A 26031-nucleotide genomic window follows, 5' to 3' on the forward strand; every position below is an offset into this window, starting at 1 on the left:
GAAGCAAATAAAGCGTGTAATAATTAATGATTAATAGAGAGCTGATAGAGAACTGAATTTTGTCTAAACCTGCTGTTTTTTTAGATCGTGATGGTGTGATTAACGTTGATCACGGCTACGTACATGATGAACATGACTTTGAATACATCGATGGTGTGTTTGAAGCGGCGAAAGCGTTTAAAGATATGGGTTATTTATTGGTGTTAGTGACCAACCAATCTGGTATTGCTCGCGGCATGTTTAGTGAAGACCGTTTTCTTTCTCTAACGCAGTGGATGGATTGGAACTTTGTTGATAACGGCGTTGAGCTAGATGGTATTTATTACTGCCCGCACCACGCTGAGCACGGTGTTGGTGACTACAAACAAGATTGTGAATGTCGTAAACCAAAGCCAGGCATGTTCATTTCTGCGCGTGACTTTCTGAAGATTGATATGGCTAACTCGGTCATGATCGGCGATAAAGCTGAAGACATGATGGCTGCAGAAGCGGCGGGTGTTGGCACTAAAGTACTGGTAAGAACCGGTAAGCCAATCACTGAAAAAGGTGAAGCGCTTGCAAGTGTCGTGATTGACAGTATTAAAGATGTACCAGCATTCTTAAAAGGTTAAGACACTAAGTCTCTTTCACTTAGATATAAGTGTTATTCACTATATAAAGATGAGGAACGCAGTATGAAAGCATTGTTGATAGCATCTCTATGTACGGTAGCGTTATTCGGATGCTCTAAATCAGCAGCTCCTGAGACTGAGAGCGCAGTATCGGACGATCAATTCGTGATTTATCAATGTGAGTCTGACGCTTCATTTAAGGTCGCTTACCTTGGTGATGAAAAAGCGGTATTACGTTTACCCGAGAATGAATATCGCCTCACTCAAATAGCGGCAGGCTCAGGAACGAAGTACATCTTAGATGATGGAACCTCTGAACTGATTAACAGCGTAACTTTACGAACTAAAGGTGACAATGCACGTCTAGAACTTGGTCGTGTTATCTATAAAAACTGCCGAAAGTAGGTCATAGTTATCTACTAGGATTTACAAACAGTTAAGTGAGGGAGTTCGCCCTCACTTTTTCTTTCTCTTCCCTTTAACGTCAGACTTTTTATGAGCAAAAAACTCACTATTCTCGATATTGCTAAGCTGTCCGGTGTTGGTAAGTCTACCGTATCTCGTGTTCTGACCAATGATCCCAAAGTAAAACCTGAAACCCGTGAAAGGGTGGAAAGAGTCATTCAAGAATCTGGGTACACGCCTTCGAAGTCTGCGCAGTCGATGCGTGGTGGCAGTCAAAAAGTCATCGGTGTCATCATCTCTCGTCTGGATTCCCCCTCTGAAAACAAAGCGGTAAGTACGATGCTGGCCGAATTGTATCGAGCGGATTACGATGTCGTGATCATGGAAAGTCAGCTTGATAGAGAAAAAGCCAATGAGCATCTGCAGGTTCTCAAGCGTCGCAATGTAGATGGCATCATTGTGTTTGGCTTTACTGACTGTGATATTCCTGCCATTGAAGCTTGGGAACACAAAGCGGTGGTGATTGCTCTGGATACCGAGAACGTGACGTCGATTAACTATGATAACCAACAGGTGATCAATAGTGCGTTAACGCATCTAGCAGAGCAGGGAATCTCTGAGGTTGGTTTCATTGGCGTTGATCCTAGCGATAAATCAACAGGTGAACTGCGTCTTAAGGCCTATCTCGAGTGGTGTGAAAGCGCTGGAGTGATTGCCAATTATCGTACTGGCCAACTTCATCATGAAAGTGCGTATCAGCTGGTGGATGAGGTACTGACTCCTACCACTCAAGCACTTGTTTGTGCTAGCGACACATTGGCTCTTGGTGTAATCAAACGTCTGCAAGAACTACAACGTGAAGATGTGGTGGTGACCGGTGTTGGTGGCAATGATCTTCTCTCCTTCTTGTTTCCGCGAGTATTTAGTATTGACCCTGGGTATCAATCTGCGGGTAAATTGGCCGCTAATTTATTGATCTCTCAGCTTTTAGGCAATGCAGAGATCTCTCATCACACTCAATCACCTATTCTATAATCCACTCAATCAAGCGAAATTGAACCGCTTAGATTAAAATTAGAGTGTGATCTCTTTCAATTAATGGGACTGTTCCCATTTTAATTTATCATTCATGTGGGCATTATAATAACCGTGATTGGGAATGTTCCCATAAGTCTAAATCCGAGTGGTTATCGCTGCATGGTTTAGATGAGTAATTGAATGAAACCAGGGTGGGGTAGTATGAGTAAGATAGCGAAGCAAGACGTTGCGCGTCTTATCGAGTTAGTCGGTGGCAAAGAGAATATTGCGAGTGTCAGCCATTGTCTGACTCGACTGCGTTTTGTATTGAATGATACGGAACAAGCGAACAAAGCAGAATTGGAGAAGCTTAAGCTGGTAAAAGGCTGCTTTACTAACGCAGGTCAATTTCAAGTGGTTATTGGCACCGAGGTTGATGAGGTGTACGCCCTTCTTATTGAGCAAACCGGTAAAGATGCATCATCAAAAGATGAGGCGAAACTAGCGGCTCGCCAGAACATGAACTTCCTTGAGCGTGGTATCTCCCATTTAGCCGAAATTTTCGTACCACTGCTACCTGCCATTATTACGGGTGGTTTGATTCTTGGTTTCCGTAATGTGATTGGCGACATTCGCATGTTCGACGGCAAAACCTTGGTTGAGATAAGCCAATTCTGGGCTACCGTTCATTCTTTCTTGTGGTTGATTGGCGAAGCGATCTTCTTCTTCCTACCGGTTGGTGTGTGTTGGGCAACGGTTAAGAAACTCGGCGGAACCCCTATTTTGGGTATCACGCTCGGTGTGACCTTGGTTTCCCCACAATTGATGAACGCTTACATGATAGGTAAATCGGTACCTGAGGTGTGGGACTTTGGTTTGTTCGTGATTGAGAAAGTCGGTTATCAAGCTCAGGTGATCCCTGCGATGTTAGCGGGCGTGGCTCTGGCTTTCATTGAGACCAACCTTAAGCGCATTGTACCTTCTTATCTGTACCTAGTTGTCGTGCCATTTGTCTCGATCATCTTGTCTGTGATTCTGGCTCACGCCTTTATTGGTCCATTCGGTCGCATGTTGGGTGATGGTGTGGCATTCGCTGCCAAAGTGGCAATGACAGGTGACTTCGCGATTCTTGGTTCAGTGGTCTTTGGCTTCCTATACGCGCCTTTGGTTATCACGGGTATTCACCACACAACCAACGCTGTGGACTTACAACTGATGCAAGACTTAGGTGGCACACCAATCTGGCCTTTGATTGCGCTATCAAACATTGCACAAGCTTCAGCGGTTGTCGGCATCATCATTTTGAGTAAGCGCGAAGGCGAACGAGACATTTCGGTACCAGCGGCAATCTCTGCGTACTTCGGTGTGACGGAACCAGCGATGTACGGCATCAACCTTAAATACAAATTCCCAATGCTGAGCGCAATGATTGGTAGTGCTGTTGCAGCCGCGATTTGTGGCAGCGCAGGTGTGATGGCGAATGGTATCGGTGTTGGTGGCTTGCCGGGCATCTTATCGATTCAACCTCAATATTGGTCGATTTACTTAGTCGCGATGCTAGTGGCGATAGTATTGCCTATCACGCTAACCCTGTTCTTCTACAAGCGAGCCCAATCCAAGGGTGAGTTAGAAACCGCGAACGCGTAATGCATTTAATAAGCGATGACTCCAATGTGAGTTATCGCTTTTTATCTTAGTCATAACGGCTATTCGACCATGATTTGCATGGTGATTTTTATTTTATATTTTCTGGTAAGTGAGTGTTAGAGATGGCGATGACTGAACATGATGAAAGCTGGTGGAAAACCGCAACCATCTATCAAATCTACCCAAAGAGCTTTTGTGACAGTGGCAGTAAAGGTACTGGCGATATCAAAGGGATCATTTCGAAACTGGATTACCTCAAAAACTTGAGCGTGGATGCGATTTGGCTAACCCCTGTTTACGCATCTCCTATGATCGATAATGGCTACGATATTTCAGACTACTACGCGATTAACCCTCAATTCGGCACCATGGAAGACTTCGACTTGTTACTGTCTGAAGCGCATCAACGTGGCATCCGTATCGTGATGGATATCGTGGTAAACCATACTTCAACAGAGCATGCATGGTTTCAGTCTGCACTGGGTGACAAAAACAGCCTATACCGTGATTATTACATCTGGAAAGACCCAGTAAACGGTCAAGCACCAACCAACTGGCAGTCTAAGTTCGGTGGTAATGCATGGGAATTAGATGAAGAGACTGGACAATACTTCCTACACTTATTCGCAAAAGAACAGGCCGACCTTAACTGGGAGAACCCGGTTGTACGTGAAGAAGTGAAAGATGTTATTAGCTTCTGGGCTGAGAAGGGTGTCGATGGTTTCCGTTTAGATGTAATCAACCTGATTTCAAAGCAGCAAGATTTCCCTAATGATGATATCGGTGATGGTCGCCGTTTCTATACCGACGGCCCACGAGTGCACGAATACCTGAAAGAGATCAGCGAAGCAGTATTCCAGAAATACGGCAGCGTGACGGTTGGTGAGATGTCTTCAACTACGTTGGAACACTGTCAGAAATACTCAAACGTTGATAACAGCGAGCTATCAATGGTGTTTAACTTCCACCACCTCAAGGTTGATTACACCAATGGTGAGAAGTGGACCAATGCGCCGTTCGATTTCTTACAGCTCAAGTCAATCTTTAACCACTGGCAAACTGGCTTGAACGGAAAAGGTTGGGGTGCACTATTCTGGTGTAACCACGACCAACCAAGAGTCGTGAGCCGCTTGGGCAACGATCAACAATATCGTGTTGAGTCGGCTAAAATGTTGGCTGCTTCTGTGCACATGATGCAAGGTACACCTTATATCTATCAAGGTGAAGAGATTGGCATGACCAACCCAGGTTACACCGAGATTAGTCAGTATCATGATGTAGAGAGTACCAATATGTACGATATCATGGTTAACCGTGATGGTGTGGCTCATCAAGATATGATGGCGATCTTAGCGCAGAAGTCTCGTGATAACTCTCGTACGCCAATGCAGTGGAACAGTGAGCCTTACGCCGGATTCTCACAAGCTCAACCATGGCTTGATGTGGCGAATAACTACACGGAAATCAACGCCGAGCAAGCGCTGGAAGATAAAGACTCTGTATTTTACTTCTACAAGGCTTTGATTGAGTTACGTAAACAGCTACCGGTGATTACGGATGGCAGCTATCAAGATCTATTGCCTGAGCATTCATCTGTATTTGCGTATGTTCGTGAGAGTGAAGGGCAAACTCTACTGTGCATTAATAACTATTATGGTGAAGAGGCTGAATGCGTTTTACCTGAACGTTTTGAGATGGCGAAGGCTAAGAGCTTGTTGTCTAATTATCAAGTGAGCGAGAGTTTAGTGGCGTCTCATCATCAAGTTTTGCGACCTTACGAGACTCGTATTCTCTTGATTGAAGATTAGCCTCGTTACTATTTCAATAAACCTAATTCTCAGTTCCCCCTAAAGATTTAGGTTTGAACAAAGGCTTTGGAGTGCTCCCAAAGCCTTTTTTATTGTTTGCGGTTAGCTCACGGTTAAGCTTAGGTTTAGTGAATCTAAGTCCAGGCTAGCTAATTGAGGTCAGTATCGCTGCTGATTCTTCAATAGTAGATTGCTCTACAGACATCAATTCAATCTGTTCAATTAAGCCGATGCTTGGGTTGAACCAGTGCTCTGATGATGTGCCAAATTCTGCGGAATCCATGCCTTCACAGTTGACGTTGTAGGTGTTTTTCTCTGTTAGGTTCGCAGCTTCGATTGATTTATCAGAGATCTTGAAACTCTTACGTTCGCCTGTTTCTTCAATCTGTTGTTGCCATGTGACTCGGCACGAGGCGTCAGTTGGAAGGCTTGCTACCCACGAGTGATCTTCAAAGTCATTTAGCATGTTAGCGACTGCTTCGCCATCTAACGTGACTTGTAACGAAACGGTTTCCTCACTGATATCAATGATCGGGTTGCTCTCTTTTACGTCTGTTCCTTTCAAACGGAACATTGGGCTGCTGTACATCATTCTTGTGATGTATTGGCTACCAATGAAGTAAGCGTTGGTGATTTCGTGTAACCCACGGTCCGGACCTGCAAAATAAATGCTGCCGTCTTCTTGTGTACCTTCAGCATTCGTCATGATGTCTTCAGAAACATAAAATTCGGTGATGCCGTAATTGATCAGGTCATTGATAACTTGAACGACCTCTTCATTGCCGGCCTCTTCTTTTAACCCTGCAATAATGAGTTCACCGCTTACAGGAGTGAAGTTCATTGTCATCACGCCTTCAGCCTGACCATCTGTGGTAAATGAGTAGCCCAATGTTGTTTCTGGTTTCGGGGAAAATGCAGAGCTCTCAATCGGGTAATCAACCTGATTGTTTGGACCTTTATTACCATCTGTTGAACCAGAAGAAGAGCCGCCACAACCATAGAGAGCAAAGAGAGAGGTCGCTAGCAGGGTCATTGTTTTTTTCATGTTGAACATTCCTAAAGTTGGAAGCCCTTGGTGGGCTCTATGTTTTTAGGAATGTTATTGTTTGAAGAGTAAATAGGGCAAAAAACGAAGTCACATAAGATCTTAATTTATGTTTAAGTTGTTTATTTTAAATGGTTTTTTGTTTTGATTTGAGAACTGTTGCCCAACAGCTGTGCAGTAATTTAGCATTAAGCTTTCCCACTGTTTTATGATAAGTGGGTCTTTAACGCTTAGCTTCAAGCTCTTCCAAGGTTGCAGGCAGGTTGATTTTGATTCTGGTTTGGATAGCCGGGCGAATAGATCTTCGGATGGAACCACTCTCAATAAGGCAACTAGAGACTCCATGTAGTTCAGGCGAAACTTCTCCATGTTGTCTTGCTTATAAGCGATATGAGAAACCATCATATAAACCAACGCATTTTCGATCTTAGAGTTGCCTGAGGTATTGGTAAGAAGCTCTTTTGCGGTTTGCAGGTCTCTTAGTTTGAAATGAATGATACCAAGCCACAGCTTCAGTTCGTCTGGTAGTCGGTTAAAACGAGTTTGAACAAGGTTAGTGAACGCGACGAGCTTCTTCTGATCTGTTTCAAATAGCGCAAGTTGACGCGCAATCAGAGTCGACGTCATGGTATTGAGCTTGATGTCATCCAGCGCTATGGCTTTTCCACTTAGCAATTCGCTGACTTCGGCATTGTCGACTGACCATTCTGGCGGTAATGGTGCTGGCAGTGCAAAGTAGTTAGCTAGCTCTCGGTTGATCTCCATAAGGCTGCTGCTGATATTATTGACATCAATAGAGTAAACACCACCAAATGCGAGCTTCCCTGAGTTTGGGTAAATCAGGCTTATCTTTGCGATAAGGCGTTTGTCCACTTCTTGATCTTTGAGCTGAATGTTAAGCAGGTAATCACTGGTACGCATGTTCTTTGCGCCCGGAAAGAAGGGAGAGCTATCAATAGGGTCAAGGAAGTAGCTTGGCGCATCTTGGTTAGCAAGATCGGTGTAGGCGTATTCAATCTGCTGTTGAAGTAATAATGCTTTTACGACTTTTCGGTATTTTCTGGAATTCTCACCAATGGCATCCAATCGGTTCAGGAGAAGCTCGACCTTAGGAATCAATCGTTGGTCACGTTCAATTTCTGAAGCGCGAGTGGGAGATTGCCAAAGCATGTAACTCATTACCGCAGTGCTGATCAGCAAAGCCAAAGACACCACGACTAACCAAGGGTTAACTGGATTAGATCTATTCCTTTCTTGACTGACTGGAGATTCCAGTTCTGCATCATTCGGTGCAGTTTCAGGGGAGGTCGCGGCAAAACTAACCGAGTTTGGGTTTAGAAAATAGCCTTTACGTGGGTAAGTCACTAGTATTTTGGTTGCGTCGCTATCAGGCAGGTGTTTTTGAAGTACTGAACGTAAGGTACTGATTCGGTTGGTCAGAACATTTTTGGAAATGAAGTTGCTTTGCCAGACAGATTCAATGATGTGCTCGGCGGCGAGCGGTTGACCAACGCTGGTAAGAAATAACTCTAAGAGCTCGATAGAACGAGGCTCTAAATCAATGACCTGCTCGTCGCAGCTTAAGACTCGTGTGTTGGGGTTGAACTCCAAGCCTTCAATATAAATAGAGGCTTGTTGGTCTTTGGCGCTGGAGAGGTAATCTTGCATAGAAAAGGCGACGGTTTATAAAACCTAAATTCTAGCTGTTTTTGTTACTAAAAACAGCTAGTAATTCATAGGGGGATGGGTATTAAGACGCGTAATTCACCGAGTAACGAGTAGGCTTGTGATTCATTGCCAATACGATGTTCAATACTGCGGTGCTCAATACCGAAACGGCAATTACCCAAGGCGATACGAAGAAGCAAGAAGCAAACAGAATACAGGCATCAATGCCCATCTGAGTTTTACCTACAGAGATGCCATAGCGGTCTTGGATGAACAAACATAATACGTTGAAGCCACCCAAGCTGGAGCGATGACGGAATAGGATTAACATACCTAAGCCCATTAATAAGCCACCGGCAACAGCACAGTAGATCTCGTTATGAACTTCTAGTGAGATAACGAGGTATAAATGATCGGCAAACACAGAAACTAACGCACCAGCAATTGCACTGCTAATGGCAAAACTACGGCCAAATCGTTTCCATGCCAATAAATAGAATGGACAGTTGGCCACAAAGTACAAAATACCGAAGGTTACAGGTAAGAATTGACTCAAAAGCAGAGCCAAGCCAGTAGTACCACCGGTAAGCAGGTTCGCTGACTGTAAAAAGAAGACGCCTAACGCCACTAAAAACGTGCCAGTGAGAATAGCTACCCAATCTTCTTTACGTGAGTGTTTTTCCATCGTTTTAATAATTACCTAACCAATAAAGGCGTGCATAGTAGAGAAAAACCTTAGCTTTCGGTAGCTTGAGGGGCAAAATTAAGGTAAACCTATGTAATCTGCGTTTTACAGGGTGTAAAGCGTAAAATTGACAGTAAGCGTCATCTTTGGTTGGATAAGCTTAATAACCATGATGAATCTTATATGTGATTATGAAAAAACTGCATGATAAAATTGCAATTAGCTCTTTATGACCTAGATCAAATTATGTAGAATGCGTCACATCAAAACGGTGACGGAAACGTTTGCTTTCGGTCGTTGTGTGGTTTTTTTGAAACTTTCAGTACAATCTGAGTCAGGAGATACAGATGCTTAAGCGTGACATGAACATTGCTGATTACGATGCGGACCTATTCGCAGCTATCCAAGAAGAAACTCTTCGTCAGGAAGAGCACATCGAACTTATCGCTTCAGAAAACTACACAAGCCCACGTGTAATGGAAGCTCAAGGTTCTCAACTTACAAACAAATACGCTGAAGGCTACCCTGGTAAGCGTTACTACGGTGGTTGTGAGTTCGTAGATAAAGTTGAAACTCTAGCAATCGAACGTGCATGTGAACTGTTTGGCGCTCAATACGCGAACGTACAACCTCACTCAGGTTCTCAAGCAAACAACGCTGTATACATGGCACTACTGAATGCTGGCGATACTGTTCTAGGTATGAGTCTAGCGCACGGTGGTCACCTAACTCACGGTTCTCCAGTAAACTTCTCTGGTAAGCTTTACAACATCATCCCTTACGGTATCGATGAAGCAGGTCAAATCGATTACGAAGAGATGGAAGCGCTAGCTATCGAGCACAAACCTAAGATGATCATCGGTGGTTTCTCAGCTTACTCTCAAGTTTGTGATTGGAAGCGCATGCGTGAAATCGCTGACAAAGTAGGTGCTTACTTCTTCGTAGATATGGCTCACGTTGCCGGTCTAATCGCTGCAGGCGTTTACCCGAACCCAGTTCCACACGCTCACGTTGTTACAACAACAACGCACAAAACGCTTGCTGGTCCTCGTGGTGGTCTTATTCTTTCTAACGAAGGTGAAGATCTTTACAAAAAGCTAAACTCAGCAGTATTCCCTGGCGGCCAAGGCGGTCCTCTAATGCACGTTATCGCTGGTAAAGCAGTAGCGTTCAAAGAAGCTCTAGAGCCAGAGTTCAAAGAATATCAAGCTCGCGTTGTTGCTAACGCAAAAGCAATGGTTGCTGAATTCCTAGCACGCGGTTACAACATCGTTTCAGGTTCTACAGAGAACCACCTGTTCCTAGTTGACCTAATCGACAAAGACATCACAGGTAAAGAGGCTGATGCAGCACTAGGTTCAGCTAACATCACAGTGAACAAGAACTCAGTACCAAACGATCCACGTAGCCCGTTCGTTACTTCAGGTATCCGTATCGGTTCTCCTTCTATCACTCGTCGTGGTTTCTCAGAAGCAGACGCGAAAGAGCTAGCAGGTTGGATGTGTGACATCCTAGATAACATGGGTGATGAGTCTGTTATCGAAGCAACTAAAGCAAAAGTATTAGAAATCTGTAAGCGTCTACCTGTTTACGCTTAATTTTTCTGGCTCAAATAGCTTAATTTCTGTGTCAAAGGTGCTCATTTACATTCGTAAACTCCGCGCCTTTTCCTTGAACTAAAGCTATTTGATTGAAAAATACGATTTGAAAGGCTCCTGTTGGGAGCCTTTTTTGTGTTCGTCGGTATGAGCGTTGGGTTATCTGAAAATACAGAAAGGCAGGTACTAAAAAGGGCTGATGTTTGTTGGTATCGGTTTTACTTTTTGATGCTCAGTAAAGTACCTGACTTACATCTAAACGAGTAGTAGCTGCGGCTCTCGTTGAATTTGCCTAAGCCTTCGCCATCGCAGTAGTCGATGTTGATATCACGCATTACTTCTAGTGTATCTTCGCTGTTCAAAGCGAATTTAGAACCATCAGAACAGACGATACGTACTCTTTCATCATGGCTTACAGAGTAGATATCGACTTCAGTATTACACAGCTCAAAAGAGGCTTCACGGAAGTTGTCTTGTTGAGTATTTGAAGCACAACCTGCGGTAAATACGGCTGCGATAACGGCTAAAAGTCCGAGTCTTTTCATTGTTAGTCCTTCGATATCATCGAATTTGGTGATGAGTTTTATATGCTGTTTGGAGTAGCCTATACAACAACACGCTTTGATTCAAGGAGTGTTGGCTGACTCTAGGATATAAAAGTATAGGTACAAACAGATAATTTATAATAAGTTTATTCGTGTTTAGCCTGCCCTAGAAACAAAAAGACCAACACAGAGGTTGGTCTTTAAAATTTAAGTTTATTCTAAATGATTATCGAAACTGTTTTGCTTCCGGAAGAAACTCAAAACCGGCAGACGCAAGTTTTGCAGTCAATGCCGCTTTGTCGATTTCGTAGAAGTTGACCACTCGATCTAAATCACCGCCGAAGTCGTCACGCAGCTTCATGTTGACGATGCTCATCAACATCACAGGATCCATCTTTTCAAAGTTAGCGAGGTTCATATTAGTCCTCGAAATCTGAGATCAGTAGATTCGCTGCGGCAAATGCAGCACGATCTCTTGCTTCTTTAGGAAGAGATTCATCTGCAGCAAGGTCGTTCAATGTTTTTACCGCGCAGGTGATCGCTTTAGGGATATAGCCTTGGTCGCCACTGCCAATTTGAGAATACAGTTCACGCACCAAATCACAACAATCGTATACTTTCATTTTTATACCTAACCAAATGATAACTGATCTCAATATACACATAGAGATAAGCAAAAACAAAGTGGATCTGACTAAGTTCAGAGTTAGTTTGTTCTTGCTCAATATCTCATTCTGTTGATGCTCAATGTATCACTTTGCTAACTTGTTACTTAGCGTGATACTTGCGGTTTAGCGTGATATTTACTGATGCGCCTGATAATTACCGCTTAACTAGAGATCTGCTGTTCAAGCTGATGAGTGACTTCATCAGCTAAGTTGAGCTGCTTTGCTAACTCTTTGAGGTAAGCCTTCTCCATAAAGTTCTGCTCATCCGCTACAATCAAAGAGGCTAAGTAGATCTCACTCGCTTGTTGAGGTGACGTTGCTAATTGAGCAATTTCGCTTGGGTCGAGTGGCTTGTGCAATTCTTCAGACACCAATTTAGTCAGTTGATAATCGGCGCCCATATTTTCGACCGCTTGCTCGATCTTTGCCATCTCCTCTTCATCGACATGACCATCGGCTTTGGACGCAGCAATCATCGATCTTAGAATCAGCACACTATGGTTTGAGTCGTTCTCATCAAATTGAGCTTGTTCGGAATTCGGTGCTTGGCCTTGTTTAGACTGATAGTCGTTATAGACCTTGTAAGCGAGTGCGCCAAGTGCCGCTGCGCCACCAATACCAGCGGCTTTCTTACCCATTTTCTTGGTTTTCTTAGAGCCCATTAACGCACCTAAGAGTCCGCCGCCAACTGCGCCTGCGCCGAAGGCTCCGAGCGTGCTTTTGTTGATATTCTTACCACTGCCGCCTTGAGTTAGGCCACTTAAACTTGAAGAGCCTTGGGAAAGCTTCTGAGTACCTTGTTTAACGAGATCTGACTTAAGTGCTTGGTTAAGTAAGCTTTTGATATCCATTGATACCTCCAATGTAATCGTGTCTAAAGAGTTGATGAACCCAATATACGGATTTAAAGATGAACAGGGGATTAACTTACGTTATTTACTCTGGTGATAAATAGAAGGGAGTTTGAAGAGAAACGACAGGCACAAAAAAGGCCACCTAATGGTAGCCTTTCAATGTATATCTAGCGAGTAATCGGATTACTAAGCTAGTTGAGCTGTAAGGTGCTCGATAACCGTGTCCATAGCGATTGCTTCTTTATCACCAGTACGACGGTTTTTGTATTCGAAGTTACCTTCGTCCATGCTGCGATCACCGATAACGATAGTGTGAGGGATACCCACTAGCTCGATATCTTTAAACATAACACCTGGGCGCTCTTTACGGTCATCAAATAGTACTTCGATTCCCATAGCCGTTAATTCAGCGTATAGCTTCTCAGCGGCTTCTTTAACGCGCTCAGATTTGTGCATGTTCATTGGTACGATAGCAACCTGGAACGGTGCCAGTGCGTCTGGCCAAGTGATACCGAATTTATCGTGGTTTTGCTCGATAGCAGATGCAACAACACGTGAAACACCGATACCGTAACAACCCATTTCTAGGATTACGCTCTTACCATCAGGACCAAGTACGTTACAGTTCATTGCTTTAGAGTAAGTATTACCTAGTTGGAAGATGTGACCAACTTCGATACCGCGCTTAAGTTGGATGGTACCTTGACCACATGGGCTAAGGTCGCCTTCAACTACGTTACGTAGGTCTTCAACTTGAGCAAGCTCAACGTCACGACCCCAGTTAATACCGAAGTAGTGCTTACCGTCTACGTTTGCACCAGCACCGAAGTCGCTCATTACAGCAACAGAGCGGTCAACGATGAATGGTAGCTCTAGACCAACAGGGCCAAGTGAACCAGGACCTGCACCAACAAGTGCACGGATTTCTTCTTCAGAAGCCATCTCTAGTGGAGTAGCAACCTGTGGAAGGTTCTCTGCTTTCACTTCGTTAAGCTCGTGGTCACCACGGATGATTAGCGCGATGATGTCTGCATTTACTTCATCAGAAGCTTTAACGAATAGAGTCTTAACTGTCTTCTCGATTGCTAAACCGTGTTGCTCTACAAGTTCTGCGATTGTTTTTGCGTTTGGCGTATCAACCAGTTCCATCTCTTGAGTTGGCGCTGCCGCTTCAGTCGTTGGAGCTAGTGCTTCTGCTTTCTCGATGTTCGCTGCGTAATCAGATTCTGAAGAGAATGCGATTAGGTCTTCGCCGCTTTCAGCAAGAACGTGGAATTCTTGAGAGCCGCTGCCACCGATTGCGCCAGAGTCTGCTAATACTGGACGGTACTCAAGGCCCATGCGGTCAAATGCTTTACAGTAAGCATCGTGCATCGCTTGGTAAGACTTTTCTAAGCCTTCTTTATCGATATCAAAGCTGTACGCATCCATCATAGAGAATTCACGAGCACGCATTACGCCAAAACGAGGGCGGCGTTCATCACGGAATTTAGTCTGGATTTGGTACAGGTTTAGAGGTAGCTGTTTGTAAGAGCTGATCTCGTTACGTACTAGGCTCGTTACCACTTCTTCTGCTGTTGGGCTAAGAACAAATGGACGAGAATGACGGTCTGTGAAACGAAGTAGCTCAGGACCCATCTTTTCAGAACGGCCAGTCTCTTCCCAAAGCTCAAACGGTTGAACTACGGGCATCAAGATTTCAACGGCACCTGCATTATCGATCTCTTGGCGAACGATATTTTCGACTTTACGCAGTACACGTAGACCAGTAGGTAGCCAAGTATATAAACCTGAAGCTAGCTTACGGATCATACCTGCACGTAGCATCAGCTGGTGGCTGATAACTTCTGCGTCGTTTGGAGTCTCTTTCAGAGTAGAAAGAAGGTAGTTACTGGTACGCATTCTATGGTATCCGTTTCATCATTGATAAAAGAAAACTTGCTGTCGTTCGTAACCACAGCAAATCTGATATAGCCGCATATAATATCAGCCTATTTGGGATCTCAAAAGCGTTCAATGTCAGTTACATTGATGAAAAGCGTTTCAACCACGAATTTCACGTTAAGATCGAACAAATTTACCGCATATTCCTTATTGTCAGGCTTACCTTTCTTATAGGCAGGGCGAGGATCTTGGCCTAATACTTCTTTGATCACCTGAATGATATGGCGTGCTTGTGGGTGGTTTGCGAGCTTACTTTGGGCTTGCTGCGAGAAGTTCACATCTAGCACTTCAGGTTCATCGGCGGCAAACCCTCCTAGTGCATCGGGAATTGAATCCGAGTAGGGGATATAAGGTTTGATGTCGATGATCGGTGTGCCGTCAACGAGATCAACACTGCCCAAGTCCAACCAAGTTTGTCCCTTTTTTTGAGATACACCTTTGAGCTCAACCGCGGACATACCCACTCCATTCGGTCTGAATGTGGCACGAGACGCGAATACACCAATACGTTCGTTCCCGCCAAGGCGAGGTGGCCTCACGGTTGGTTTCCATCCTGCTTCAAGGTTCTTATCGAACAAAAACAACAACCACACATGACTAAATTGTTCAATATCACGAACAGACTCAAGGCAGTTCGCTGCTTCAACTAGCCTGACTCTTGAGGTAGAAGTGGGTACTAACCTAGGCTGTCTTGGCACAGCGAACTTCTCTTTATAAGGAGACTCAATAAAGCCAACAGGTTCAATGGTGTACATAGCAAGGTGTTCTCTGGTTTCAGTTAAGACGGAAAAATATCATAAAATCACTTGTTTTTCTTTTGATAATAATTATCATTCGATATGTTATAACATATCAAGTTAGTTATTTAAGGGAAATACAATGAAACCGAATATCCACCCTGATTACCGCCCCGTGGTTTTTCATGACACCAGTGTCGATGAGTACTTCTTAATCGGATCAACATTGAAAACAGATCGCACTATCGAATGGGAAGACGGAAATACTTATCCTTACTTCACGATTGAGGTGTCGTCAAAGTCGCATCCTTTCTATACGGGTAAACAGCGAGTGCTACATAAAGAGGGACGCGTTGCGAACTTCACTCGTCGTTTTGGTCAATTAGGTAAGGGAGCGAAATAGAATGAAAGTTGTGAAATCACTGAAAAGTGCGAAAAGCCGTCACCCAGATTGCCAAATAGTAAAGCGTAGAGGCCGTCTCTATGTCATCTGTAAATCCAACCCGAGATTCAAAGCGGTTCAAAAATAGTCAGTCAATTTGATGTGACATGAGTGTAAAAACGAGGGGAAAGTCAAACTTCATTCATTTGTCTGTTTTTCTTTTCCTTCGAGAGGAACTTTGCAGGAGAGTATGTGCTCACTTAGCGTACGTTGTTTCTTATTTATCACTTTATCAATAACTTACAAACGCAAGTATAAATCGAATGAATGCATCCGTACCAATTATAAACCTAACTTTCATGCTTTAATTGGAGTTATTTGCTAATTTTTTGTTTTTATTAAGTTAAAAAGAATAGTTTGTTACACACTTTGTAACATTTACGATTTCTAATTGACCCTTTTGTCGAGTAATCTGCGCGGGCAATTTAAACATCTTTGTCACAATTGCACAGGAATCACTACAAGGAGGGAACTGATGAGTTCATCAGCTTCAATAAAAAACAATTCGCCTAAAAAACCTATTTTTACTCGCTTTTTAGATGGCGTTGAATATTTGGGGAACCTATTACCCCACCCAATCACTCTTTTCGCAATCTTCTGCTTAGCAATCCTCGTTACTTCAGGTATTGCTGGTTACTTCGAAGTGTCTGTTATGGACCCTCGACCAGAAGGTGCTAAAGGTCGTGCTGCTGACGGCATGATCCACGTTGTAAGTCTGCTTAACGCAGAAGGTCTACAACTTATTGTGACTAACTTAGTTAAGAACTTTGTTGGTTTTGCTCCACTAGGTACTGTACTTGTTGCTATGCTTGGTGTAGCGATTGCTGAACACTCAGGTCTACTATCTGCTGCAATGCGTGGCATGGTAATGGGTGCTTCTAAGCGCATGGTTACAGTAACGGTTGTGTTTGCAGGTATTATCTCTAACACAGCATCAGAGCTTGGCTATGTGGTACTTATTCCACTAGCAGCAATGCTTTTCCATTCTTTAGGTCGTCACCCTCTTGCTGGTCTTGCTGCGGCATTCGCTGGTGTGTCAGGTGGTTACTCTGCAAACCTACTTATCGGTACGGTTGACCCACTGCTTTCTGGTATTACAGAAACAGCGGCACAGATGATTGACCCGTCTTACACGGTTGGTCCTGAGTCAAACTGGTACTTCATGTTTGTTTCTACTTTCTTCATCGCGATTACAGGTGCATTTGTAACTGAGAAGATTGTTGAACCTAAGTTGGGTAAATACAACGACGAAGAAGCTTCTGAAGATTTATCAAATGATTCGATGGGCAGACTGACGGATGTTGAGAAGAAAGGTCTAAAACTAGCAGGTATTGCTGTATTGGCTGTTTCTGCACTTCTAGCGTGGACTATCGTTCCAGCTGACGGTGTTCTACGTTCAGCGTCTGGTACGGTTTCGGGTTCTCCATTCCTGAAGAGTATTGTTGCGTTTATCTTTGTATTCTTCGCTATTCCTGGTTTTGTTTACGGTAAAGTTACCGGTTCAATGAAGAACGATCGTGACGTGATCAATGCGATGGCAACGTCTATGTCTTCAATGGGCATGTACATTGTTCTTGTATTCTTTGCTGCACAGTTTGTTGCTTTCTTTAAGTGGACTAACTTTGGTCAAGTAATCGCTGTTGGTGGCGCTAGCTTCTTACAAGATATCGGTCTTACTGGCCCAATGTTGTTCTTTGCATTTATCCTAATGTGTGGCTTCATTAACCTAATGATCGGTTCGGCTTCTGCTCAGTGGGCAGTAACAGCACCTATCTTTGTACCTATGCTAATGCTTGTTGGTTACGCACCAGAAACGATTCAAGCAGCTTACCGTATCGGTGATTCAACGACGAACATCATTACACCAATGATGAGCTACTTCGGTCTTATTCTTGCTGTAGCGACGCGTTACATGAAGAACCTTGGTATCGGTACTCTGATTGCTACAATGCTTCCATACTCAATCTGCTTTATGTTCGGTTGGAGCATCTTGTTCTACCTATGGGTGTTCGTATTTGGTCTTCCAGTAGGCCCAGGTGCAGCAACGTTCTACACGCCGTAGTAACGTTAGTACAAGTCATATTGTTAGATTTTAAAGCCTGCCTTGTGCAGGTTTTTTTTGATCGAAATTATGGTGTACCAATCACGGAAAGTGATCTGAAAGAGTGTAGAAAATTGGGATGATTTAAAAAGAAGAGATGGTGGCAAGATGGATCATCAATACTCCGTTAAAGTAACACTTAGTATCAAGTGTTAAGTAACAAGAACGGAGTATGTCGACAAACATATCTACAGGTTCACGGTTATGGCTATGAACGAATATCAATGTTTCTTAATGATTAGCGCTTTGCTAGCAGGCGATCAAGGTGATTCGCGAACTCACGACGATCGGTCTGTGAGAGGGCGCTTGGTCCACCCGTTTGGATGCCGCTTGAACGCATGGTATCCATAAAGTCACGAATGTTCAGGCGCGCTTTGATGGTTTCTTTGGTGTAGAGCTCGCCACGAGAGCTAAGTGCTTGACCACCTTTGGTGATCACTTCATCGGCGAGAGGGATATCGGATGTAATCACGAGATCACCGGGTTCAGTGCGTTTTACGATTTCATCATCTGCAATATCAAATCCGCTTGGGACTTGAATTGAGTGAATGTTATTACGCTTGGGAACGGGAACCAAATGGTTCGCGACAAAGGTACATTCGACCCCTGTGCGCTCAGCTGCGCGTACGATTGTTTCTCGGATAACCTTGGGACAAGCGTCCGCATCAACCCATATTTTCATAGTGTTCTATTTCTCTGTTAGCTTATTGCTCAGTTAACTTATTGCTCAGTTAATTTATTGATCAGTTAACTTGGCTTCTAGCGTGGCAACGCGGGTGGTAAGTTCAAGGATTTGCTTTTCCAGTTGGCTAACACGATCAAGTGCAGGCTCTTCTTGTGTCGCGACTTCAACTTTAGGAACGCGATTCGCGCTTTTCCAGCTCTTGATGGTTGTGATTAAAGCGGGCATCGGAACCGATGTACTCATACGAGCTTTAACTAAAGCAACTGTAGGCTCTTTCCCTTGTGCTTGCAGTCCTTCAAGCACTGATTTCAACTCTTCAGACACATCTTTTGTCAGCATGTTGACCTCCATTTTTAGTCTTCAGCCATTTTACTCGCTCTGGTGAGTGATAGCGAATCATAAAACCGCCCATAGCTTGTGAGAGATCTCTTACAAAGGTTGTGAGATAACACGAATACATCGCTAGAGAGATTGAGGTGCATATGATTAAGTGGTTGATTTTTTGTTGTTTTATATAATTAACAACTTTTATGAATTCAAAATGTGATGCAAATCTATTGTCCCAAATCGTAAATCGCGTAAATTAAACCTTGTCGGAAGGATTCTGACACGGAACAGGAAAGCACCAAGGATTTGGTTATCTTCAGGATGAAGATTTGGTTACTTAGGATTGAGTAGTCAAGCATGGAGCGTAAGGACATTGTAGGGATACAGTCAGTTAACAGGAAGTTAGCTGCAACGGAATGACAATGGACACCTTTAGGATTTAAAGGGTTGGATTAGCATCAGGACGATGTAAAGGACACCGCTCACGGAACAAGTGATGTGCGCTAACTAGGATTGTTAGCTTTCAGGATGATTGGACACCGCTAGGACGGCGAAGTAAAGGAAAGAGCTGAAGGATTACAGCCACTATTATGGATGATGCATGGAGCATTTATTAGTAGCCGGACTGCTGCGAGTAAGACCCTAGCCCTGACACTTCGGTGTCGGGGCTTTTCTTTATCTGAGACTTTTCTTCTCTCTAGGGGGCTCTTTAATTCAGGAGCTTTTCTCTAAGATCGCGACATCTGCTTTTCTGCTAATGGTCAACACAAGGAGTGTTTTATGACGATAGCAACCTCAAGAACGCTGTTGGTACCTTATACCGAACAGCTACAACACGACTTTATCAAGTTGAATTGCTGCCCCGTTAATCGTTCTGAAATGAATGGGCCGCACTCTATTGCCTCTGCGAAGTTCTTATTTCAAGAGATACTGCAAGACAACGTCGGCTTCTGCCGCGCTATCATCCACAACCAAACCCGTGAATATCTTGGACATGTCTTTATTTCATCAGAAGAGGGTAGGCATGAGCTTGGCTTTATTTTGGATAAAGAGCATTGGAATCGCGGCTTTGCTAGTGAGGTGCTAAAACCATTTTTAAGTTTGGTGTGTTTTGAAGAGCGCCTAACGAATGTTGTTGCGACTGTGAATGTCGGCCACAACCCATCGATTAAGTTATTAGAAAAACTAGGGTTTGAATTTAAGGAAACCAAACAAGATTCGTTTGGCCCTTATCATGAATATAGCTATAACGCGCACTGCGACGTTACATTCTATGAGGCTGTAGCTCAAACCGCATAGAGCGGAAGCCGACCATGGTCAGTTTTCCTTGGTATAGGTCATCACCTAATGCCGAAAATTCAAAATGGTACACAGTATGCCAGCGCCAAATGGTCGTGAGCTCATGGCGCATCTTAAGTTTATGACCGTTGAAGGCAACGCTTAATAGCTGCAAGTCGAGCTCTTTACACTTTCTCGCAATGGCAGCTTTCGCAAGCTCGGATTGCCTGCGCTGCTGCCAAAACAGAAAGCAAAAGAAGCACAGCATCAAAATAGCCACTAAGTTATCTATCATTTAGTCCATACTTCCTTTTATCTTTCTATTCCAATTGTGTTTTGAGCTCGTTGTTACGAGCTACTGAGCTGTTCTGTCTAGTTTTTATTGCGACTTAGCCGCTTGTTGTAACTCAATCAATGCGTTTGCGAGTTCTGGTGATGGGTTCGAATTCAACAACGGCAAAAATACCATTCTTAGTGTCGGAATCATCACTAAATCTGCAAATAACTGATTGAACAGGTTTTGGTTGCCTGTTTGTGCGAGGCGCAACAAGAATTGCTCGGCAATCGCTGGATCTTGTAGTGCGTGCCAGCTGCGACCCGCTAAACCAATTAACACCTCTTGGTGGCTAAAGCGTGGACTCGCGAGAACTTGGTTAATGATGTTATTCGCGATCCTTTGTTCTGCACCGGAAAGGGCACGAACCAAAGCTGACAGTAAGAACAGATCCGGCTCTTGACTGTTAATCTCATTGTCTGCCATTTCTTGTAAGCGTTGAGCGAGCTTATCATTGATTTGCGTGTGCTCAAGCGCCCCTAGTGTTGCGTATAGCGGCTCTGATGGCAGTTTATTCAATGCCTTGCGAATAGCGACACCGTTTTGCTGACTGCCTAAGCGAGCACACATATCGGTGATGCCTTGAAGACCAACGGTTTTCCAGTTGTCCCAACCTAGATCGCCAGTGAAGTAGTGTTGAGCGTGTTCGTAATATTGGCTCGTCGCTAGGTCTAACCCTGCTCTTACTTGGCTATGAAATACGGCCATTTTGTCTTCTGAAGGCTTGAAGGTGTATGGGTTGTTAGACAGCTTTTGTTGTTGCTCTTCGCTGATATCACCGTTCAAACGTGTGCCCATCGCTTCGATAACAAACTTAAGAAAATTAGCCACATCCCCTTGATGCAGTAAGCCTCTTTCATCGAGTTTGAATTTTAGGAACCAGATCCAAGGTTGCTTGTGTTCGTTCCAGTAGCTAATCGCTAAGTGAGCTTGTTTCTGAAGTGGAAACGGGTATGGCTGTTTCCCCTGCTCAACATCAGAGAATAGGGTGTTGTCGATTTTCTGGATACGACGACCTAGGTCGTAGATGTCGTATTGGCAACCGCTATTCTTTAGTAACTGAGTGAGCGTGTGAATGGTTTCCATAGTAATAAAGCTCCTAACTTTCTTTCCTAAATAGATGGTACTCTATGCCCCAATTTCAAGGTCACTAGATAAATAACTTGGTGAAAAATGACAGCTGCCACAAAGTTACCTCCTTTACTTCAACAATTAGAACAACAAATGCGCCAATGTTCGCTATGGAGTGAACTTCCGCCTTCGAATGAAGCTTTGGCCAGCGTTGAGCCTTTTGCGATTGACTCGCTACAGCCAGAAGAGTGGTTGCAGTGGATCTTTATCGTAAAGATCAACGCAATGATGGATGCCCAAATGAGCCTACCGAAAGGCTTTGCGATTCATCCTTATTTTGGTGAAGTGTGGAAAAATGAGGCAGACAAAGCTGAACTGCTAGTGACGATTCAGAGCATTGATGAGGTATGCGCGTAATGTTAGAGATCATTTATCAAGATGAGTATTTTGTCGCGGTGAATAAGCCTGCGGGTATGCTAGTGCATCGCTCATGGTTGGATAAACACGAGACTCAGTTTGTGATGCAGACTCTGCGCGACCAAATTGGTCAGCACGTATTTCCTCTGCATCGCTTAGACCGTCCAACGTCTGGCGTATTGGTGTTTGCTCTGTCGAGTGAAGTTGCCTCTGAGGTGATGCCGATGTTCGCCAACCATGAGATGCAAAAGACTTATCATGCGATTGTCCGTGGGTGGATAGAAGAGGGCGATACGCTCGATTATGCACTCAAGGTCGAGTTGGATAAGATCGCCGATAAGTTCGCGAAAGAAGATAAAGAACCACAAGAGGCCGTCACCATTTACGAGCCGTTAGCGAAAGTCGAAGTGCCGTATTCAACAGGCCGTTTTCCTACCAGTCGTTATTGCTTAGTTGAGATGATGCCAAAGACAGGACGTAAACATCAGCTGCGTCGTCACATGGCTCATCTAAGACATCCGATTGTAGGCGATACTTCACATGGTGATGGTAAGCATAACCGACTGTTCCGTGATGATTTAGACTCACACCGTCTGTTGCTGCATGCTTCTGAATTGCGCTTCATTCATCCTTTCACTAAAGAAGAATTGGTGATGAAGGCGAACTTAGATGAAACGTGGTTAAGGTTGTTTGAAACTTTTGAGTGGGATGCCCACTTAATCGATGCTCAAACTTGCTTGTCGAAGTAAGTCACGCGTGTTTAAGCAATCACGAGTCTAATTGAATAGAGAAAATAGAATAAAAAACAAAGGGCTGATAGTGATATCAGCCCTTTTTGATGTCTGTGCGACCTTAACGACATAACTAATGTAGGTTAGTTATTAGTTATTAGCTAACAGTTAATCGCGGGATCATTTAAGTTTTTCTAGATCGGCTTCGATCTCTGCGATCTTGCTTGATACCACTTTTTCTAGATGGCGCAAGTCAGTAAGGATCTTCTGCTTCACATCCACCTCCGCCGTTGGCGTCGGTTTGGTGATCTTGTTGAGTTCATCAATCACAAGAGTGAGGTTGCGGTTAATCTCTGTCACTTCTTTGTATTGATTATTGCCGCCGCTAACAAGCACACTTTTTACTTGTCGTGGGTACTTAAACTTAACGCTTTTCGCGAACAGTTCGCCTTTCTGCTTACGAAAGTAAATCTTCAGGATATCTTTGTGCGCTTCTTGGCGAAGGGAGTAACGTTCAATCTGTTTAGGTTCGTGGATACCTAAGCCAGTGAGGTTTGGATACATAAGCGACCTCTAGGTTATGAATGTAATACTTTTATGTAATTGACTTGATCAATGTAGCAGCCTAACGACGAGCTAGATAGTTGATATCTGTGAATTGATTGTAAGTTGTGGGCAAGATCGCTCTCTATCTTTGCCCACACTTATTTGGCTATTAAAGCAGCTCCAAGAGCTAAACTTGTTTCCTAGTCACAACTTACTTCTAGCTCTAAATTAGCTTTCTAAGGTGCGAGTTCTGAAACGTGTTCGGTTAATCTTTCTCTTAAGGCTTGTTCTTGTTCTTCAGACAACCTTCCTCCCGCGTCACTGGTCAGAATAAACAAATCTTCTGCACGTTCGCCGATGGTGGTAATTTTAGCGCCGTGCAAATTGATGTCTAACTCAGCAAAGGTTGCGCCGACTTGAGCCAACAACCCCGGTGTATCAAGAGCTCTCAACTCCATCAAGGTGCGCTTCTTGCTCTTAGTTGGTAGGAACTCAACCCGAGTTTTTACCTTGAAATGCTGCAAGTTTCGAGGCGTGCGACGTGTCTTAATCTTAGTTGGACGGCCATCAGCTAGAACATGAGTTAGATGTTTCGCAACGGCTTTGTGTCTTGCTTCATCAATCGCTTCACCATGCTGATCAAGTACGATAAAGGTATCCAAAACGTGACCATCTTTACTGACCATGACCTGTGCGTCGTGAACGTTAAAGTTACGTCTGTCGAGCTCGGCAACAACGGTTGCGAAAAGTGCCGCTTGGTCTTTACAGTATACGAATACCTCTGTACCACCTCGTGTTGCTTTTTTGCTGATAAGTACTAGAGGTTGGCTCGGATCTTCTAAGCGAAGTAGGTGCTCACAGTGCCAAGCAATTTGAGTGTGTGTATGACGCAAAAAATAGTCAGCTTTAAAACGCTGCCACAACACTTCAATTTCACGAGCGGAAAAACCTTCTTTACGCAGCAGTGCAGATGCCATTTGTTGATTGTGACGAATACGGTCTCTGACATCGACTGGGTTTTCCAAGCCGCGACGCAGTGCTCGCTGCGTAGAATGGAATAGCTCTGCGAGTAGGGTACGTTTCCAGCTGTTCCATAGCTCTGGGTTGGTTGCACAGATATCAGCGACAGTTAAGCAAACCAGCAGCTCAAGTGACTCTTCATCGCGAACTTTTTTGGCGAATTCGGTAATCACATCCGGATCGTAGATATCACGGCGCTGAGCGGTCACTGACATTAACAGGTGGTTTTGTACTAGCCACGCAACTTGTTTGGCTTCAGGCTTCGATAGCCCATGCTCAATACAGAAAGAGTAAGCTTCAACAGCACCGATCTCGGAGTGGTCTCCACCACGGCCTTTTCCGATGTCGTGGAAGATAGCGGCCAGGATCAGGAGTTCTTTTTTCTGAACTCGAGGGTACACTTCACAACAAATTGGGTGTTTGTCGTGGTTCTCTACTTGGCTAAAGCGGTTGATGTGCTTGAGCAGGCGAATACTGTGTTCATCCACGGTGTAAACGTGGAACAGATCAAACTGCATTTGGCCGACAATTTGGCTCCATTGCGGTAAGTACGCCGATAGCACGCCCAGTTTATGCATCAAGCTAAAAGCTTTGTGCAGTGCGTTGGGGTGGCGAACTAAATCCATGAACTTGTCACGAGCTTCAGGAATGGTATGCAAGAAGCGGTTCAATCGGCGACGCGCCGTTCGCAGTTGTCGTAATGTTGGTGGGCTTACCCCTTCGATCGTCGAGTCATTCGCGATATGGATAAACATATCGAGAATTGTTTCTGGTCGTGCTTGGAATAGGGCTGGCTTACGCGCTTCGATTAATGAACCTCGACGTTGGAAGTCATTGTCGAGAATCTCGGCTTCTTGTGTTTGACCACCGTTAATGATTGCTTGGTCAAACAGCTTAAGCAGCATTTTGTTGAGCTCTGCTACACGACGAAGTGTTCGGTAGAACTCTTTCATCATCATTTCTACGCCGCGATTGCCTTCACCGGTATAACCAAGATGTTCTGCCACTTGAGCCTGATGCGCGAAGGTAAGACGATTGTCGTAGCGGCGTAGTTCGATATGCAGTGCAAAGCGAACTCGCCATAAGAAATCTTGGCACTCCACGAGTTCACGATATTCAGCATCGGTAAGAAAGCCATACTTGCTCATTTCTAACAAAGAAGTCGCACCGAAGTGGCGACGTGCTACCCAACTCAGAGTGTGGATGTCTCTGAGCCCGCCCGGAGTTGATTTGATATCCGGCTCTAGATTGTAAGTCGTGTCGTGATAACGAGCGTGACGCTCTCTCTGTTCTTGAATCTTCGCCTTGTAGAAGGTCTCACTTGGCCAAAATGAATCGGAATGAATCTTTAGCTTTAACTCTTGAAAGGTGTCTTCGCTTCCGCATAGTAAACGTGACTCTTGTAAGTTGGTCGCAACGGTTAAATCATCGATGCCAATCTCAAGACACTCGGCAATGGTACGGACTGCGTGGCCGACTTCTAGCTTCAAATCCCACAGTAGGGTGATGAATTGACTGACTTTCTCACCTAGTGCTGATGGCAGAGTTCTTTGCGAGACGATGAGAATATCAATATCGGATAAAGGGTGTAGTTCACCACGGCCATAGCCGCCTACTGCGACCAACGCAATATGAGGCAGTTTGCTAAATCCGAAATGCTCCCATAAACGGTTGAGAAGCAAATCCATGTATTCGGAGCGCAGCAGAACCAAATCGGTAACTGGATGATGATTTAGAAATTCACTCTTTTGATACTGCGTGAAGATTTCGAGCTGATTTTTTAATTCGCAGATTTCAAGTTGTTCGTCATTGAACGTAATAGGGCATTGATAAGGCATAGTCTGCTA

Annotated in this window: 27 protein-coding genes; 12 read left to right on the forward strand and 15 right to left on the reverse strand. The window is 44.2% G+C overall.

Annotated elements, in window-relative coordinates; translation table 11 throughout:
* The first annotated feature begins 59 nt into the window (after positions 1-59).
* From gmhB to treC, 5 genes are all read left to right on the forward strand, one after another.
* Positions 60-611 (forward strand): D-glycero-beta-D-manno-heptose 1,7-bisphosphate 7-phosphatase, encoded by a 552-nt coding sequence (gene gmhB, locus AB6E08_RS01615; protein WP_017100771.1) that lies wholly within the window; start codon positions 60-62, stop codon positions 609-611.
* A 63-nt stretch (positions 612-674) separates the two neighbouring features.
* Positions 675-1016, forward strand: coding sequence for an MliC family protein (locus AB6E08_RS01620; protein ID WP_012604623.1), 342 nt, complete (start codon positions 675-677; stop codon positions 1014-1016).
* A gap of 90 nt (positions 1017-1106) precedes the next feature.
* Positions 1107-2051 (forward strand): trehalose operon repressor TreR, encoded by a 945-nt coding sequence (treR, locus tag AB6E08_RS01625; protein WP_012604622.1) that lies wholly within the window; start codon positions 1107-1109, stop codon positions 2049-2051.
* A 204-nt stretch (positions 2052-2255) separates the two neighbouring features.
* A complete protein-coding gene (treB, locus tag AB6E08_RS01630) occupies positions 2256-3680 on the forward strand; it encodes a PTS trehalose transporter subunit IIBC (RefSeq protein ID WP_372063901.1) in 1425 nt (474 codons plus the stop codon).
* 122 nt (positions 3681-3802) lie between these two features.
* A complete protein-coding gene (gene treC / locus AB6E08_RS01635) occupies positions 3803-5488 on the forward strand; it encodes an alpha,alpha-phosphotrehalase (RefSeq protein ID WP_372063899.1) in 1686 nt (561 codons plus the stop codon).
* Positions 5489-5633: 145 nt separating this feature from the next.
* Here the strand turns inward: treC and AB6E08_RS01640 are convergent, their stop codons facing one another.
* The 3 genes from AB6E08_RS01640 to AB6E08_RS01650 all read right to left on the reverse strand — a co-directional run bounded on the left by AB6E08_RS01640 (position 5634) and on the right by AB6E08_RS01650 (position 8886).
* Positions 5634-6533 (reverse strand): hypothetical protein, encoded by a 900-nt coding sequence (locus AB6E08_RS01640; protein ID WP_372063897.1) that lies wholly within the window; start codon positions 6531-6533, stop codon positions 5634-5636.
* Positions 6534-6635: 102 nt separating this feature from the next.
* Positions 6636-8201, reverse strand: coding sequence for a winged helix-turn-helix domain-containing protein (locus AB6E08_RS01645; protein WP_017100775.1), 1566 nt, complete (start codon positions 8199-8201; stop codon positions 6636-6638).
* Positions 8202-8283: 82 nt separating this feature from the next.
* On the reverse strand, positions 8284-8886 hold the full coding sequence (locus AB6E08_RS01650; protein ID WP_372063895.1) for a YitT family protein: 603 nt from the start codon (positions 8884-8886) through the stop codon (positions 8284-8286).
* A gap of 347 nt (positions 8887-9233) precedes the next feature.
* On the opposite strand from AB6E08_RS01650, the gene glyA reads away from it, so the two are divergent.
* Positions 9234-10484 (forward strand): serine hydroxymethyltransferase, encoded by a 1251-nt coding sequence (gene glyA, locus AB6E08_RS01655; protein WP_017072688.1) that lies wholly within the window; start codon positions 9234-9236, stop codon positions 10482-10484.
* A gap of 218 nt (positions 10485-10702) precedes the next feature.
* On the opposite strand, the gene AB6E08_RS01660 is transcribed toward glyA, so the two are convergent.
* The 6 genes from AB6E08_RS01660 to tsaA all read right to left on the reverse strand — a co-directional run bounded on the left by AB6E08_RS01660 (position 10703) and on the right by tsaA (position 15250).
* Positions 10703-11029 carry a hypothetical protein gene (locus tag AB6E08_RS01660; protein ID WP_017100777.1) on the reverse strand — a complete coding sequence of 109 codons (327 nt, stop codon included), beginning with the start codon at positions 11027-11029 and terminating at the stop codon, positions 10703-10705.
* A 226-nt stretch (positions 11030-11255) separates the two neighbouring features.
* Positions 11256-11447, reverse strand: coding sequence for a DUF4250 domain-containing protein (locus AB6E08_RS01665; protein ID WP_009847437.1), 192 nt, complete (start codon positions 11445-11447; stop codon positions 11256-11258).
* 1 nt (position 11448) lies between these two features.
* On the reverse strand, positions 11449-11652 hold the full coding sequence (locus AB6E08_RS01670; RefSeq protein ID WP_009847436.1) for a YaeP family protein: 204 nt from the start codon (positions 11650-11652) through the stop codon (positions 11449-11451).
* A gap of 206 nt (positions 11653-11858) precedes the next feature.
* A complete protein-coding gene (locus AB6E08_RS01675; RefSeq protein ID WP_372063892.1) occupies positions 11859-12548 on the reverse strand; it encodes a tellurite resistance TerB family protein in 690 nt (229 codons plus the stop codon).
* Between the two features lie 189 nt (positions 12549-12737).
* A complete protein-coding gene (locus tag AB6E08_RS01680; protein ID WP_102257775.1) occupies positions 12738-14453 on the reverse strand; it encodes a proline--tRNA ligase in 1716 nt (571 codons plus the stop codon).
* A 101-nt stretch (positions 14454-14554) separates the two neighbouring features.
* On the reverse strand, positions 14555-15250 hold the full coding sequence (gene tsaA, locus AB6E08_RS01685; RefSeq protein ID WP_372063890.1) for a tRNA (N6-threonylcarbamoyladenosine(37)-N6)-methyltransferase TrmO: 696 nt from the start codon (positions 15248-15250) through the stop codon (positions 14555-14557).
* Positions 15251-15374: 124 nt separating this feature from the next.
* On the opposite strand from tsaA, the gene AB6E08_RS01690 reads away from it, so the two are divergent.
* The 3 genes from AB6E08_RS01690 (at position 15375) to AB6E08_RS01700 (ending at position 17736) form a co-directional block, all read left to right on the forward strand.
* Positions 15375-15635, forward strand: a complete 261-nt coding sequence (locus tag AB6E08_RS01690) for a type B 50S ribosomal protein L31 (RefSeq protein WP_009847432.1) — start codon at positions 15375-15377, stop codon at positions 15633-15635.
* A gap of 1 nt (position 15636) precedes the next feature.
* Positions 15637-15762 (forward strand): type B 50S ribosomal protein L36, encoded by a 126-nt coding sequence (gene ykgO, locus AB6E08_RS01695; RefSeq protein WP_009847431.1) that lies wholly within the window; start codon positions 15637-15639, stop codon positions 15760-15762.
* Between the two features lie 387 nt (positions 15763-16149).
* Positions 16150-17736, forward strand: a complete 1587-nt coding sequence (locus AB6E08_RS01700; RefSeq protein ID WP_009847430.1) for an AbgT family transporter — start codon at positions 16150-16152, stop codon at positions 17734-17736.
* Between the two features lie 277 nt (positions 17737-18013).
* On the opposite strand, the gene AB6E08_RS01705 is transcribed toward AB6E08_RS01700, so the two are convergent.
* Together AB6E08_RS01705 and AB6E08_RS01710 are read right to left on the reverse strand one after the other, a co-directional pair.
* Positions 18014-18457: a YaiI/YqxD family protein gene (locus AB6E08_RS01705; RefSeq protein ID WP_009847429.1), complete on the reverse strand. Its 444-nt coding sequence runs from the start codon at positions 18455-18457 to the stop codon at positions 18014-18016.
* Between the two features lie 54 nt (positions 18458-18511).
* Complete coding sequence (locus tag AB6E08_RS01710) at positions 18512-18799, reverse strand: hypothetical protein (RefSeq protein WP_069591668.1); 288 nt, start codon at positions 18797-18799, stop codon at positions 18512-18514.
* A 768-nt stretch (positions 18800-19567) separates the two neighbouring features.
* Here AB6E08_RS01710 and AB6E08_RS01715 point away from each other — a divergent pair.
* Positions 19568-20086, forward strand: coding sequence for a GNAT family N-acetyltransferase (locus AB6E08_RS01715; protein ID WP_017096806.1), 519 nt, complete (start codon positions 19568-19570; stop codon positions 20084-20086).
* Here the strand turns inward: AB6E08_RS01715 and AB6E08_RS01720 are convergent.
* Both AB6E08_RS01720 and AB6E08_RS01725 read right to left on the reverse strand, forming a co-directional pair.
* A complete protein-coding gene (locus tag AB6E08_RS01720; RefSeq protein ID WP_009847426.1) occupies positions 20052-20360 on the reverse strand; it encodes a DUF3301 domain-containing protein in 309 nt (102 codons plus the stop codon). The two genes, AB6E08_RS01715 and AB6E08_RS01720, sit on opposite strands and share 35 nt — an antisense overlap.
* A gap of 84 nt (positions 20361-20444) precedes the next feature.
* On the reverse strand, positions 20445-21485 hold the full coding sequence (locus tag AB6E08_RS01725; RefSeq protein ID WP_372063886.1) for a DUF3549 family protein: 1041 nt from the start codon (positions 21483-21485) through the stop codon (positions 20445-20447).
* A gap of 87 nt (positions 21486-21572) precedes the next feature.
* Between AB6E08_RS01725 and AB6E08_RS01730 the strand changes: the two genes are divergently transcribed.
* Positions 21573-21887, forward strand: coding sequence for a YqcC family protein (locus tag AB6E08_RS01730; protein ID WP_009847424.1), 315 nt, complete (start codon positions 21573-21575; stop codon positions 21885-21887).
* Positions 21887-22636 carry a tRNA pseudouridine(65) synthase TruC gene (truC, locus tag AB6E08_RS01735; RefSeq protein WP_029225463.1) on the forward strand — a complete coding sequence of 250 codons (750 nt, stop codon included), beginning with the start codon at positions 21887-21889 and terminating at the stop codon, positions 22634-22636. The genes AB6E08_RS01730 and truC overlap by 1 nt, the downstream gene beginning before the upstream one ends.
* Before the next feature lie 162 nt (positions 22637-22798).
* Here truC and AB6E08_RS01740 read toward each other — a convergent pair whose 3' ends face one another.
* Positions 22799-23182 (reverse strand): DUF3461 family protein, encoded by a 384-nt coding sequence (locus AB6E08_RS01740; RefSeq protein WP_004734354.1) that lies wholly within the window; start codon positions 23180-23182, stop codon positions 22799-22801.
* A 218-nt stretch (positions 23183-23400) separates the two neighbouring features.
* Positions 23401-26022 (reverse strand): bifunctional uridylyltransferase/uridylyl-removing protein GlnD, encoded by a 2622-nt coding sequence (glnD, locus tag AB6E08_RS01745; protein WP_009847422.1) that lies wholly within the window; start codon positions 26020-26022, stop codon positions 23401-23403.
* Positions 26023-26031: the final 9 nt, after the last annotated feature.

It is taken from the genome of Vibrio sp. 10N.247.310.24 (assembly GCF_041467175.1).
Lineage (GTDB): Bacteria > Pseudomonadota > Gammaproteobacteria > Enterobacterales > Vibrionaceae > Vibrio > Vibrio tasmaniensis_A.